13 protein-coding genes are annotated in these 12,184 nt (G+C 69.6%); 9 read left to right on the top strand and 4 right to left on the bottom strand.

Features of this window, described 5'->3' with window-relative positions; all coding sequences use genetic code 11:
* Positions 1–22: 22 nt before the first annotated feature.
* Entirely contained in the window at positions 23–811 is a 789-nt protein-coding gene (locus AC2YHJ_RS10070; RefSeq protein ID WP_487395750.1) for a VOC family protein, read from the bottom strand.
* Positions 812–993: 182 nt separating this feature from the next.
* On the opposite strand from AC2YHJ_RS10070, the gene AC2YHJ_RS10065 reads away from it, so the two are divergent.
* Positions 994–2,550, top strand: a complete 1,557-nt coding sequence (locus AC2YHJ_RS10065; protein WP_487395749.1) for a D-aminopeptidase — start codon at positions 994–996, stop codon at positions 2,548–2,550.
* 4 nt (positions 2,551–2,554) lie between these two features.
* Here the strand turns inward: AC2YHJ_RS10065 and AC2YHJ_RS10060 are convergent, their stop codons facing one another.
* From AC2YHJ_RS10060 to AC2YHJ_RS10050, 3 genes are read right to left on the bottom strand one after another with little or no spacing between them, the layout of a single operon-like run.
* Positions 2,555–3,346, bottom strand: a complete 792-nt coding sequence (locus AC2YHJ_RS10060) for an ABC transporter permease (protein WP_487395748.1) — start codon at positions 3,344–3,346, stop codon at positions 2,555–2,557.
* Positions 3,343–4,095: an ABC transporter ATP-binding protein gene (locus tag AC2YHJ_RS10055; RefSeq protein ID WP_487395746.1), complete on the bottom strand. Its 753-nt coding sequence runs from the start codon at positions 4,093–4,095 to the stop codon at positions 3,343–3,345. Before AC2YHJ_RS10055 ends, AC2YHJ_RS10060 begins: the two co-directional genes overlap by 4 nt.
* Complete coding sequence (locus tag AC2YHJ_RS10050; protein ID WP_487395745.1) at positions 4,092–5,111, bottom strand: ABC transporter substrate-binding protein; 1,020 nt, start codon at positions 5,109–5,111, stop codon at positions 4,092–4,094. Before AC2YHJ_RS10050 ends, AC2YHJ_RS10055 begins: the two co-directional genes overlap by 4 nt.
* 148 nt (positions 5,112–5,259) lie before the next feature.
* Between AC2YHJ_RS10050 and AC2YHJ_RS10045 the strand changes: the two genes are divergently transcribed.
* Genes AC2YHJ_RS10045 through AC2YHJ_RS10010 form a run of 8 tightly spaced genes read left to right on the top strand, consistent with a single transcriptional unit; the run spans position 5,260 to position 12,175 of the window.
* Positions 5,260–6,228 (top strand): Bug family tripartite tricarboxylate transporter substrate binding protein, encoded by a 969-nt coding sequence (locus tag AC2YHJ_RS10045; protein ID WP_487395743.1) that lies wholly within the window; start codon positions 5,260–5,262, stop codon positions 6,226–6,228.
* A gap of 3 nt (positions 6,229–6,231) precedes the next feature.
* Positions 6,232–7,149, top strand: coding sequence for an SMP-30/gluconolactonase/LRE family protein (locus AC2YHJ_RS10040; RefSeq protein ID WP_487395741.1), 918 nt, complete (start codon positions 6,232–6,234; stop codon positions 7,147–7,149).
* A 30-nt stretch (positions 7,150–7,179) separates the two neighbouring features.
* Positions 7,180–7,974: an ABC transporter ATP-binding protein gene (locus AC2YHJ_RS10035; protein WP_487395739.1), complete on the top strand. Its 795-nt coding sequence runs from the start codon at positions 7,180–7,182 to the stop codon at positions 7,972–7,974.
* Positions 7,971–8,729 carry an ABC transporter ATP-binding protein gene (locus AC2YHJ_RS10030; protein ID WP_487395738.1) on the top strand — a complete coding sequence of 253 codons (759 nt, stop codon included), beginning with the start codon at positions 7,971–7,973 and terminating at the stop codon, positions 8,727–8,729. Before AC2YHJ_RS10035 ends, AC2YHJ_RS10030 begins: the two co-directional genes overlap by 4 nt.
* Positions 8,726–9,913 carry an ABC transporter substrate-binding protein gene (locus AC2YHJ_RS10025; protein WP_487395736.1) on the top strand — a complete coding sequence of 396 codons (1,188 nt, stop codon included), beginning with the start codon at positions 8,726–8,728 and terminating at the stop codon, positions 9,911–9,913. The genes AC2YHJ_RS10030 and AC2YHJ_RS10025 overlap by 4 nt, the downstream gene beginning before the upstream one ends.
* Positions 9,913–10,779 carry a branched-chain amino acid ABC transporter permease gene (locus AC2YHJ_RS10020; RefSeq protein WP_487395735.1) on the top strand — a complete coding sequence of 289 codons (867 nt, stop codon included), beginning with the start codon at positions 9,913–9,915 and terminating at the stop codon, positions 10,777–10,779. The genes AC2YHJ_RS10025 and AC2YHJ_RS10020 overlap by 1 nt, the downstream gene beginning before the upstream one ends.
* On the top strand, positions 10,779–11,675 hold the full coding sequence (locus tag AC2YHJ_RS10015; protein WP_487395733.1) for a branched-chain amino acid ABC transporter permease: 897 nt from the start codon (positions 10,779–10,781) through the stop codon (positions 11,673–11,675). Before AC2YHJ_RS10020 ends, AC2YHJ_RS10015 begins: the two co-directional genes overlap by 1 nt.
* The gene (locus AC2YHJ_RS10010; protein WP_487395731.1) at positions 11,672–12,175 is read left to right on the top strand and encodes a GAF domain-containing protein; all 504 of its coding nucleotides are present in this window, start codon (positions 11,672–11,674) and stop codon (positions 12,173–12,175) included. Before AC2YHJ_RS10015 ends, AC2YHJ_RS10010 begins: the two co-directional genes overlap by 4 nt.
* Positions 12,176–12,184 lie beyond the last annotated feature (9 nt).

Genomic DNA, 12,184 nt, shown 5'->3' with positions numbered 1-12,184 from the left:
GTCATCTCTCCGGTCGCGTGGATCAGGCAGTCTGGAAGATCACGGCAACGCCGTTGGCAAGGCCCGGCGGACGCGGCGTCGGCGTCGCAAGGACCATGCCGGCGCCGCCTTCCACGGGTAGCGCGTCCTCGCGGCATTGCGCGAGCCGGGCGACGATGGCGCGCGGTGCAAAGGCGATATCGGCGCGGCCTGGCCCGGTCGCCACCAGATGATAGTCACCATCCTGCCGTACCGTGCTGTCGATCGTCGCCGCGAGCTTCGCGGCCGCGCCGGCCGGGTCCTCGGTGGTCGCCAGGGCGCGCAGGATGCGCGTCACGCCATTCGGATGCGCCTGCAGGGACGGCACCCAGACGGCCTCCGGCGTGTGGTGCTGGCAGGCGAAGATGCCCAGGCCGGCGGGGTAGAGCGACGCCGGGAAGCGGAACACGCTGAAGCGTGCCTCCGCGCTGCTGCCATCGGGCATCGGCACCGGGCGGCCGAAATGCAGCGGCCCGACGGAATCGATTCCGCGCGCCCGCAGTGCGTCGGCGCCGGCGGCGGCATCGGTGGTGGTGAAGGCGGCGCGCTCCAGCCCTTCGCGCCGCGCCAGGAAGTCGCGCAGCGCCTGGTTGTGCGGCTGCGGCACCAGCACCGCGAGCAGTTCGAGGTAGTCCTCGCCGAACATCATCGTGTAATTGGCGCTGCCGACATGCGCGCTGTGCAGGCCGCGCGGCGACAGCGTGAAACCGAGCCCGCGCCACGCTTCCGCCGCGGCATCGAGGTCGCGTACGGCAACGACGAGGTGGTCAAGCCCAACGACAGTCGGGATCATCAGTCACACTCCGGTGAGACGCGAACCTTGGCATTGCTGCTGCTGCACCGCAACATCGGCCATACCATCGCACGCATGGGTCGTGACACGATATTGTGCTACTCTCACGAGCACGTCTGCTGCCAAATTTATCTCCCAGACCCCGATTTGCGAAGTCGCTGCCCAGGCGCGACAGTGACACCATGACCGACACGCCGATCGAACGCATCGCCGGGGCCCTGCCACGCCTCTATCCGGGACCCGGTGGCGCCGCGGCCGTGCTGCGGAATGGCGAGGTGATCCTGCGCCATGCCTGGGGCTTCGCCAATGCCGAGCAGCGCCTGCCCTTCACCCCCCACACGCTGTTCCGCATGTGCTCCATCACCAAGCAATTCGCCTGCGGCACACTGCTCGACCAGATGCCGGACCCAACCGCGCTGGACGGTGACCTGCGCGCGCATCTGCCGCTGCTGGAAGGGGCGCTGCCGTCCACGCTGCACCTCGCGCACAACCAGTCGGGGCTACGCGATTACTGGGCGGTGGCCATGCTGCATGGCTCGCCGGCCGAAGCCCCCTTCGGGCTGGAGGAATCAGCCCGTGTCATCGGCGCCACGCGATCGCTGCAATTCGCACCGGGCACCCAGTATTCCTATGTGAACCAGAATTTCCGCCTGCTGACCGAGATGCTGGAAGCGCGCACCGGCCGCAGCTTCGCCGAGTTGCTCCGCACCGGCATCTTCGACCGGGCGGGGATGGAGACGGCCTTCCTCGCCGCCGATACCCGCGCCATGCCCGACGGCACGGAAGGGTATGAGGGCACCCAGGCCACCGGCTTCCGCCCGGCCGTGAACCGCATCCATTGGACCGGGGATGCCGGGATTGGCGCCTCGCTCGACGACATGATCGCGTGGGAGAAGCATATCGACGCGACGCGCGACGATGCGGGGTCGCTGTATCGGCGGCTCTCGGCGCCGGTGCATTTCGCCGATGGCGCGCCAGCCTTCTATGGCTTCGGCCTGGCGCGCGGCACCGAGCATGGCCATACCGCCACGGGCCATGGCGGCGCGCTGCGCGGCTGGCGCAGCAATCGCCTGCACCTGGCGGCCGAACGCCTTTCGGTCGTGGTGATGCTGAACCATCTGTCGGACGCGCATGCGGCGCTGCTCGACTTGCTGGCCGCAGCGCTGGGGGAGGAGCGCGCGGCGCCGTCCGCCGACCTGCCGCCACCGTCCTGGTGCGGCGCCTACACGGACCCGCAGACCGGCCTGTCCGCACGCGTCGAACCGGCCTCGCCCGGCCGCATCCGGCTGCGCTTCGGCCATAGTCCGGAACTGCTGGACCTGCGAGCCGACGGTTCGGCCGACAATCCCCAGACGCGGCTGCAGCCGACCTCGCAGGGCCTGCGCATGGACCGCGCGAAGGAGAACACCACCACGCTGCTGCGCCCCGCCAATGGAGAGCCGCGCCGCGATGCCGCGGGGCGGTATCGTTGCGCGGAGCTCGGGGCGGACCTGACCATCGCCGATGCCGGCGGCACGCTCTACGGCGGCTTCTCCGGGATGCTCGGTACGGGCCGCATGGAATTGCTCGATCCGATCGGGCCCGATCTGTGGGCCCTGCCCTGCCCGCGCGCGCTGGATCACACCCCCCCGGGTGACTGGACCATTGCCATTCATCGCGAAGCGTCCGGGCGCGCGACCGGCGCGACGGTGGGTTGCTGGCTGGCGCGCGGGCTGCGCTACGACTGCGTCGGGGGCTGACGGCTCACGGCGCATCCCCGCGGCCCATCGCGCTTTCGTGCCAGCGGCGCAGCAGCAGGTGCGACAGCAGCGTGAGCAGCAGGAAGATCGCCACCCCCATGCCGGACACCAGCGCCAGCGCGGCGAACATGCGCGGGATCTGCAACTGGTATCCGGCTTCCAGGATGCGGAAGGCGAGCCCTGACGCGTTGCCGCCCGTGCCCGCGACGAATTCCGCGACGATCGCCCCGATCAGCGCGAGCCCGCCGGAGATGCGCAGTCCCGCGAGGAAGTAGGGCAGCGCGGAGGGCAGCAGCAACCGCCACAGCATCTGCCAGCGGCTCGCGCGATACAGCCGGAACAGGTCCACCAGATTGCGGTCGGCGGATCGCAGCCCGACGATCGTGTTCGACAGGATCGGGAAGAAGGCGACGATCCAGGCACAGATCAGGAGGGACAGCGTGACATCATCCGCCCAGATGATGATCAGCGGCGCGATGGCGACGATCGGCGTCACCTGCAGGATGACGGCGAAGGGCAGCAGCGACAGCTCGATGATGCGGGACTGCGCGAACAGCACCGCCAGCAGCAGCCCCAGCGACGCCGCGACCGCCAGCGCCATGGCGGTGATCTTCAGGGTTACCAGCAGCGAGACCGACAGCGTCGCCCAATCCTGCACCAGCGTCCGCGCCACCAGCATCGGCCCGGGCAGGATATAGGGCGGGATGGCGTTGATCCGCACCATCGCCTCCCACCCGCCAAGGAACAGCAGGGCGATGACGGTCGGTGCCAGCACGCGCAGCCATGTCTCCTTCACGCCGCGTGCTCCATGGCAGCGTGCAGGGCCTCGGAGACGATGCGGCACTGCGCGGCGTATTCGGCGGAGGTTCGGAATTCCTCGCCATGACCGGCCGGCGCGTCGATCGTCAGTGACTGTGCGATGCGGCCCGGCCGCGGCGCCATCACCGCGATACGCCGGGCAAGGAAGACGCTCTCGAACACCGAATGGGTGACGAAGACGACGGTGAAGCGTTCCGCCTGCCACAGTCGCAGCAGGTCGTTGTTCAGGCGGAAGCGGGTGATCTCGTCCAGCGCGGCGAAGGGTTCGTCCAGCAGCAGCAGGCGCGGGCGCGTCACCAGGGCGCGGGCGATCGACACGCGCATCTTCATCCCACCCGACAACGCGCGCGGATAGGCACGCTCGAAGCCCTTCAGCTCGACGCGGGTCAGCCATTCGGCGGCGCGGTCCTCGGCTTCGCCGCGATTCACCCCGGCGAGTTCCAGCGGCAGGGTGACGTTGCGCATCACGCTCGCCCAGGGCATCAGCGTCGGTTCCTGGAACACGAAGCCGATGTCGCGGCGCGGATCGGCGGCGGCCCAGTCCAGCGTGCCGGACGAAGGCGCGGTGAGCCCGGCCAGGATGCGCAGGAGCGTGGACTTGCCGCAGCCCGAAGGCCCGAGCAGCGCCAGGAAATCACCCTCCGTGATCGCCAGGTCGATACCGTCCAGCGCCAGCGTCCCGGTGGCGTAGCGCTTGCCGACCCCCCGCAGCGCGACGAGCGTCAAGTCAGCCCCACCCGCTTGTTCACGAATTGCAGCGAGTAGGCGCGCTTGATGTCGAGCCCCGGTGGCGCCGCGCCGGCATCGCGCATGATGGTGTAGAAATTCTCCCACCGCGCATCGGTCATCGCCCCGATGCCGAGCGTCTCGGCATCGCCGGAGACGACGATGCCGCGCTCGTTCATCACCCGCACGGCATAGGCGATGCGGTCGGCCGTCATCTCCGGGTTGTCGCGCATGATCATGCGGTTCGCCGCCTCGACATCCTGGCCACGCATGTACTGCGCCCAGCCTTCGATCGTCGCGCTGACGAATCGCTGCACGACATCGGCCTTCTGCTCGACCATGCGACGCGAGATGTCGATGGTCGTCTGGTAGTTGGGAAACCCCGCATCGGCGATCAGGTGCACCCGCGGCCGCGCCCCGGCCTGCATGGCGGAGAAGGGCTCCGAGGTCAGGAAGCCCTGCTGGATCGCGCCCTTGTCGGCGAGGAAAGGTTGCAGGTTGAAGGTATAGGGACGGATCTGGTCGTCGGTGAGGCCGAAACGCGCACGCAGGAAGGGCCAGTAGGTGATGCGCCCGCCAGCGCCGATCAGCAGCGGGCGCCCGCGCATCTGCTCGAAGCCGGTGATGCCGGCTTCCTCGTGGCTCATCAGGATCTGCGGATCCTTCTGCATGATCGCGGCGATGGTCAGGAAGGGCAGGTTCTCCCGCACATAGGACAGGGCCTGGAACCCGTTCGACATCACCATGTCCACGCGCCCGGCCAGCAGCAGCTGCGCGAGGTTCTGCTGCGGCCCGCCCATGCGCAGGTCGCACTCGATCCCATGGCGGCGATAGATGCCCGCCGCGACCGCCTGGTAGTAGCCGCCCTGTTCTGCCTGGGCGAGCCAGTTGGTCTGGAAGGAAACACGATCGAGCGCCTGCGCCGCGGGCACGCGCGCGCCGGCCACGGCCACCAGCGCGAAGGCCGCGCCGCCTACGAGCGTCCTGCGGCGTTCGATGCGGAACCTGCTGCGCATGAAGCACTCCCTTCGCATCCCGGGCGGATGATGGCGATGATGTTGCGCCGGGACGCCGGGCGGCAAGGGCCAAGACGCGACGATTGACACGGCTGGACCTGCCCGGCGCCGCGGCGCAGGCTTCGCCAAAGCCGTGAGGAACCCGTCCATGTCCCTGCCACGTCGCGCGCTGTTCGCCGCCGCGCTGCTGCCGCCGCTCTGTCGGCCCGCCCTGGCGCAGGCCTTCCCGACGCAGCCGCTGCGCCTCATCCCGCCCTATCCGCCGGGCGGCGGGACCGATACCGTCGCGCGCCTGCTGCTGCCGCATCTGATGGCGCAGCTCGGCCAGAACATTGTCGTCGAGAACCGCGGCGGCGCCGGCGGCGCGATCGGTGCGGGGGAAGTCGCGCGCTCACCGAAGGACGGCCATACGCTGCTGCTCGACAGCATGGGCCATGTCGTGAACCCGACGCTGATGACCGGCCTGCCCTTCGACTACGCCACTGCCTTCGCGCCCATCACGCAATTGACCTGGCAGCCGCAGATGCTGGTCGTGGCGGCCAATGCGCCCTGGCGCAGCGCGGCCGATCTGATGGCGGCGGCGAAGGCGCGGCCCGGTGCGATCTCCTATGCATCCTCCGGCAACGGCACCGGCGCGCATCTCGCGATGGTGGAATTCAACCGCATCGCCGGCGTCGAGATGACCCATGTGCCCTACCGCGGCGGCGGGCCGGCCATGACCGACCTGATCGCGGGCAATGTCGGCTGCGCCTTCGCCTCCGCCGCCGCGGCAACGGCGCATGTGCAGGGCGGGCGGTTGCGCGCGCTGGGTGCGGCGGGGCTGCGCCGCATCGTCGCCCTGCCCGACATGTCCACGCTGGATGAACAGGGCTATCGCGGCTTCGATTTCGACGAGTGGAACGGGCTGTGGACCGTCGCCGGATCGTCGCCCGCCGCGGTGGCGCGGCTTCATGCCGCTGCGATCTTCGCCCTGAACCAACCGGATGTACGCCAGCGCATGGAGCAGATCGGCATCGTCCCGCTCGGCACCAGCCCCGAGGATTTCGCCGCCTTCGTCGTCGCGCAGCGCGACCGCGCCGCGCGGCTGATCCGCCTCGCCAACATCACCCTGGGTTGAATTATGTACGCCGCACCACCCTCCGTCACCGCCGAGATCCACACCGAAGTGCCGGAGGCGCTGCGCATCCGCGACCGCGGCAGCGAATGGCTGTACGGCCGCCCGGGGCCGACGCCGCACTCCTTCCTGGAAGGCCCGTCCTTCGATCGCGCCGGCAACCTGTGGCTGACCGATATCGTCTTCGGCCGCATCTTCAAAGTGAACCCGGCGGGTGAATGGAGCGTCGTCGCGGACTACGACGGGGAGCCCAACGGCCTTGCCTTTCATCGCGACGGCTGGGCGGCGATCACCGATGCGAAGCGCGGTTTGCTGCGGCTCGACCCCACGACCGGCGCAGTCACGCCGCTGGTGCCGCGCGCGCGGCGGGAAGGCTTCCGTGGCGTCAATGACTGCACCTTCGCGATGAATGGCGATTTGTATTTCACCGACCAGGGCCAGACGGGACTGCACGACCCGGCCGGTCGCGCCTATCGCCTGCGGGCGGGTGCCGACCAGGCCGATGCACTGGTGTCCAACGTGCCGAGCCCGAACGGGCTGGTGCTGACGCCGGACGGCCACACGCTCTACGTCGCCGCGACGCGCGACAATGCCATCTGGCGCGTGCCCATCACGCCGGATGGCGGCGTCATCCGCGTCGGGCGCTTCATCGCCATGTCGGGCGGTCTCGCCGGGCCGGATGGGATGGCACTCGACACGCAGGGCAATCTGGTGGTCGCCCATGCGGGGATGGGAACGGTCTGGATCTTCTCCCGCCTCGGCGAACCGCTGCTGCGCATCCGCTCCCCGCGTGGGCTCGGCACTACCAATGTCTGCTTCGGCGGGCATGACAACCGCGACATCTTCATCACCGAAAGTGAATCGGGTTCCGTGCTGCGCGCGCGCTGGGAGCATCCGGGCCAACCCTTGTTCGCCCACGCCTGAGCCCCCTTGCCAGCCGGCGCGGAATCGTTCGTGCTGCGGCCCATGGAGGCTTCAGAAACGGGCGACACGCTGATGGCGGTGGACGGGCTACGCCTGTCCTTCGGTGGGCTGGCCGCGCTGGACGGCGTCGCCTTCGGCGTCATGCCCGGACGCATCACTGCGCTGATCGGCCCCAACGGCGCGGGCAAGACCACGCTGTTCAACGCCGTCTCCGGCCTGGTCCGCCCGCATGCCGGCAGCGTGCGGCTGCGCGGGGAGGAGATCCTCGGCCTCAGGCCAGAACAGATCACTTCGCGCGGCATGGTCCGGTCCTTCCAGATCGCCCGCGGCTTTCCGAAGCTGTCGGTGTTCGAGCACCTGATGCTCTACGGCCGGGACCAGCCGGGCGAGAACTGGACCGCATCGCTGCTCGGCGCCGCCGCGGCACGCCGGCGCGAGCAGGCGCTGGCCGAACAGGCGCTGGCCATCGCGCAGCGTCTGCGCCTGTCCCATGTCATCGACAACCAGGTCACGGCGCTGTCCGGCGGGCAGAAGAAGCTACTCGAGATCGGTCGCGCGCTGATGGCCGAACCGGCGCTGATGCTGCTGGACGAACCTGCCGCCGGCGTGAACCCGACACTTGCCGAGGAGATCGGCGACCTGCTGCGCGCCATCGTCGCCGAGGGCCGCACCATCCTGCTGGTCGAGCACGACATGGCGCTGATCGAACGCATCTCGGACCATGTCGTCGTCATGGCGGCCGGGCGGACGCTCGCCGAAGGGTCCTTCGCTCAGATCCGGGAGGATGCGGCCGTGCAGGACGCCTATCTCGGGGGCGCGCGATGACCGCGTTGACGGTGCAGGACCTGACCGGCGGCTATGTCGCGGCCGACCATGTGGTGAAGGGCGTGTCCTTCGGCGTCGCGCCGGGGGAACTCGTCTGCGTCATCGGCCCGAACGGTGCGGGCAAATCCACTGTGCTGAAGCTGCTGACCGGCCTGCTGCGCCCGCGCGCGGGCCGTGTCTCCCTGGATGGCAAGGACGTCACCGGACAGGCGCCGCGCGCGGTGATCGAGGCCGGCATGGCCCTGGTGCCGCAGGAGCGTAACGTCTTCGGCACCCTGAGCGTCGAGGAGAACCTCGTCATGGGGTGCTTCCTCGACCCGCGCCGCGCGAAGGCGCGCATGACGGCGGTGATGGACCGCTTCCCGCTGCTGGCGGAACGCCGCCGCCAGGCTGCACGCACCATGTCCGGCGGGCAGCGCCAGATCCTCGCCATGGGCCAGGCGTTGATGAGCGAACCGCGCGTCCTGCTGCTCGACGAGCCGACCGCCGGCCTGTCGCCCATGGCGGCGACGGACCTGTTCGCCCTGGTGCGCGCCACCGCCGAATCCGGTGTCGCCGTATTGATGGTGGAACAGAACGCACTGCAGGCGATGCAGATCTCCGACCGCGCGCTGGTGCTGGTCGATGGTCGCTGCGCGCATGAGGGCCCGGCACCGGACCTGGCGCGCGATCCGGCAATACGACGCCTGTTCCTCGGCGGACGCGGGGAGGGCAGGATGGACGGCACAGGGACCGACAGGGAGACAACCCGATGATCACCACCACCCGTCGCGCGGCGCTGATCGCCGGCGCCTCGCTCCTCGCCATGCCCTCGCTGGTCCCCGCACAGGGCGCACCGATCCGGCTCGGCACGCTGACGCCGCTGACCGGCGCCGGCGGCCCCTATGGCCCGGTCATGGCCAATTGCGTGCGCGCCGTGATCGCCGAGGTGAACGGCGCCGGCGGCGTGCTCGGCCGCCAGGTGCAACTGGTCAGCGAGGACGACCAGACCAACCCCGAGGCTGGGCTGCGTGCCGCGCGCAAGCTGATCGACGTGGACCGCGTCGCCGCCATCATGGGCACCTGGGCCTCGGCGGTGACGACGGCGGTGGCGCCGCTGTGCTGGGAGAGCAAGACGTTCCTCGCCACCGTCTCCGGCGCGGATTCCATCACCGCCCTGCCGCACAATGGATGGCTGATCCGCACCCAGCCCAACACCACGCTGCAGGGCCGCAAGTTCGGCGAATACATCCTGGAGCTCGGCGCCAAGCGCGCCTTCTTCATGGCGCCGCAGACGCCCTTCACCCAGTCCCAGCTCGCCAACATGAAGGCGGCGCTGGAACGCGGCGGCGGCAGCATCGACATGCTGATCTACGACAACAACAAGCCGTCGCTGCGCACCGAGGTGGACCAGGCGCTGCGCGCGCGGCCGGAGGTTCTGGTGCTCGGTGGCTACACGCCCGACACCACGGTCCTGCTGCGCGACATCTTCCGCGCCGGCTTCCGGGGCAAGGTCCTCGCCTATGCCTATTCGGTGAACCAGCAGATGATCGGCTCGCTGCCGCATGAGGTGACGGAAGGGATCTACACCCTCGCGCCGTCGCCGGCGGAAGGCTCGGCGGGCTTCGACCGCGTGAAGCGCATCGTCGGCAACGACAACCCCGACCCCTACACCTGCCAGATCTACGACCACATCAACCTGGTGCTGATGGCGATGGCGCAGGGCGGCGACGGCACCGGCCAGGCGATCCACGACAACATCCGCAAGGTCAGCCAGGGCGGCGGGGATCGCGTGGACAATGCGCTGGACGGGCTGCGCGCCATCGCGGCAGGGAAGAAAGTGGACTACGACGGCGCCTCCGGCCCCTGCGACTTCACCGATGCGGGCGACATCGCCGACTGCCAGTTCCGCTATGAACAGGTGCGCGCCGGTCGCCAGACGCTGATCCGCATCGCCTGATGACTGAAGCGCTGATCCAGGCGCTGATCAACGGCGTGATCGCCGGCACCATCCTTGCGGTGCCGGCGTTGGGCTTCACGGCGATCTTCGCGGTCCTCAACTATCCGAACTTCGCGATCGGCGCACTGGCGACGGTGGGTGCCTATGCGGGCTGGGTCGGCAACACCGCCTTCGGCCTGCCGATGGTCGCGGCATTGCCGCTCGCCTTCGCCGTCGCGGCGCTGGCGGGGCTCGCGCTGCAATGGGTGGCGGTGAAGCCGCTTGAATCCGCGGGCGCGCTGATGATGGCGATCGCCTCGCTGGCCGCCGGGCTGGTCATCGAGAACGTGCTGCGCTTCGGCTTCGGCAACGATTTGCGCGGCTTCGACCTGCCGCTGCTGCGCGATTGGCGCTTCGGCGAGTATCGCGTCGGGCCGCAGCAGGTGCAGAATTTCGGCCTCGCGCTGACCTGTATGGCGCTGCTCTGGGCCTTCCTGCGCTACAGCCGCACCGGCCGCGCGATGCGCGCGGTCGCCGACAACCGCGATCTCGCTTTGCTGCGTGGCGTCGATCCGGCGCGCGTCGCGGCGGTGACGGTGGCGGTGGGCGCGGGGCTCGCGGGCATGGGCGGCATGCTGGTCGGGCTGGATACCTCGGTCGATCCGCTGGTCGGCAACCGGCTGGTGCTGTCGATCTTCGCCGCCGCCGTGCTGGGCGGGCTGGGGTCGATCCCCGGCGCGGTGACCGGCGCCATCGCCATCGGCCTCGCGGAGGAACTCGCCGTGCTTGCCTTCAGCCCGGCCTACCGGCTCGTGGTCGGCTTCGTCGCCATCCTGGTGGTGCTGACGCTGCGGCCGGCCGGCATCTTTGGCGCGCGAGCCTCCTGATGATCTCCTACATCATCTTCCTGCTGGTGATCGGCGGCATCTACGCGCTGCTGGCGCAGAGCCTCTGCCTCGCCTGGGGCGTCACCGGGCTGGTCAATCTCGGCCTCGCGGGGTTCTTCGCCATCGGCGCCTATGCATCGGCGACGCTGGTGAAATGGGGTGGGGCGCCGGTGCCCCTCGGGCTGGTCGCGGCGATGGCGGCCGGCGCGGTGGCGGGCTTTGTGGTCTGCGTCTCGACGCTGCGACTGCGCGACGACTACCTCGCCATCGTCACGCTCGGCTTCGCGGAGGCGGTGCGCGTCGTCGCCTCCAACGAGATCTGGTTAACCGGCGGCACGGATGGCATCTCCGGCATTCCCGCCGGGCTGCCGCGCGACTGGGGGCAGGGTTTCCATGTCGCGGCACTGATCGTGGTCAGCGCATTGCTCGGCCTGGTGTGGCTGGCGCTGCGACGGCTGGTGGCATCCCCCTGGGGCCGTGCGTTGCGCGCGGTGCGGGAGGACCAGATCGTCGCCGCCGTCGCCGGCAAGCGCGTGACGCGGCTGAAGGCCGAGGCCTTCGCCATCGCCGCCGCCATCGGCGCGCTGGCCGGCGCCCTGTACGGCCACTACACCTCCTACATCGCGCCCGAGATTTTCCAGCCGCTGATCACCATCTATGTCTTCCTGGCGGTGACGGCCGGTGGCAACGGGCGCCCGACCGGTGCGGCGATCGGCGCCTACATCCTGATCGCCTTCCTGGAGGCCACGCGCTTCGCCGCCGAGATCGTGCCCGGTGTCACCGCCGTGCAGGCCGCTGCGCTGCGGGAAGCCTCGGTCGGCGTAGCCCTGATCCTGTTGCTGCGCTTCCGCCAGCGTGGATTGTTCCCCGAGCTGAACCAGAAGGCCCCCGCATGACCGTGGCGCTGCCCCCGACCCTGATCGCCCTGGCCAAGGCGGCCGCCGACCAGCGCGATCCCGCCACGGTGTTCCGCGCGGCCGAGGCAGCGAGTCATGCACTGATCGGTCATCGGCTGTTCACCGTGTTGTTCGTCATGGCGGATGGGACGGAGGTGGAGCGTATCTTTTCCTCCGACCCTGCCGCCTATCCGTTGACGGGCCGCAAGCAGATGGGTCCCACACCCTGGGGCGAGCATGTGCTGAAGCAGGCCCGTCCGTGGCTCGGCAACGACATGGATGCCATCCGCTGGGCCTTCCCCGACCATGCGCTGATCGAACGCCTCGGCTGCGGCGCCTGCATCAACATCCCGGTGCGCGAGGGCGGCGTGGTGGTGGGGACGATGAACATCCTCGATGCTGCGGGATCCTTCGCCGCGCATCACCTTGACGAGGCGGAAGTGATTGCCGGCTTTCTGCCCGGCGCGATCCGTCGCGCCGCCGACCTTGCTGCTGCCTGATTTCCGGAG

It is taken from the genome of Roseomonas sp. SRI_022, from assembly GCF_057586215.1.
Note: the sequence above shows the minus strand (reverse complement) of the source record. Positions and strands in the feature narration are given on the sequence as shown.

Coding starts and splice junctions, on each gene's coding strand:
- AC2YHJ_RS10070 (WP_487395750.1), bottom strand. CDS start 811: ATGATCCCGACTGTCGTTGGGCTTGACCACCTCGTCGTTGCCGTACGC.
- AC2YHJ_RS10065 (WP_487395749.1), top strand. CDS start 994: ATGACCGACACGCCGATCGAACGCATCGCCGGGGCCCTGCCACGCCTC.
- AC2YHJ_RS10050 (WP_487395745.1), bottom strand. CDS start 5,111: ATGCGCAGCAGGTTCCGCATCGAACGCCGCAGGACGCTCGTAGGCGGC.
- AC2YHJ_RS10045 (WP_487395743.1), top strand. CDS start 5,260: ATGTCCCTGCCACGTCGCGCGCTGTTCGCCGCCGCGCTGCTGCCGCCG.
- AC2YHJ_RS10040 (WP_487395741.1), top strand. CDS start 6,232: ATGTACGCCGCACCACCCTCCGTCACCGCCGAGATCCACACCGAAGTG.
- AC2YHJ_RS10030 (WP_487395738.1), top strand. CDS start 7,971: ATGACCGCGTTGACGGTGCAGGACCTGACCGGCGGCTATGTCGCGGCC.
- AC2YHJ_RS10025 (WP_487395736.1), top strand. CDS start 8,726: ATGATCACCACCACCCGTCGCGCGGCGCTGATCGCCGGCGCCTCGCTC.
- AC2YHJ_RS10020 (WP_487395735.1), top strand. CDS start 9,913: ATGACTGAAGCGCTGATCCAGGCGCTGATCAACGGCGTGATCGCCGGC.
- AC2YHJ_RS10015 (WP_487395733.1), top strand. CDS start 10,779: ATGATCTCCTACATCATCTTCCTGCTGGTGATCGGCGGCATCTACGCG.
- AC2YHJ_RS10010 (WP_487395731.1), top strand. CDS start 11,672: ATGACCGTGGCGCTGCCCCCGACCCTGATCGCCCTGGCCAAGGCGGCC.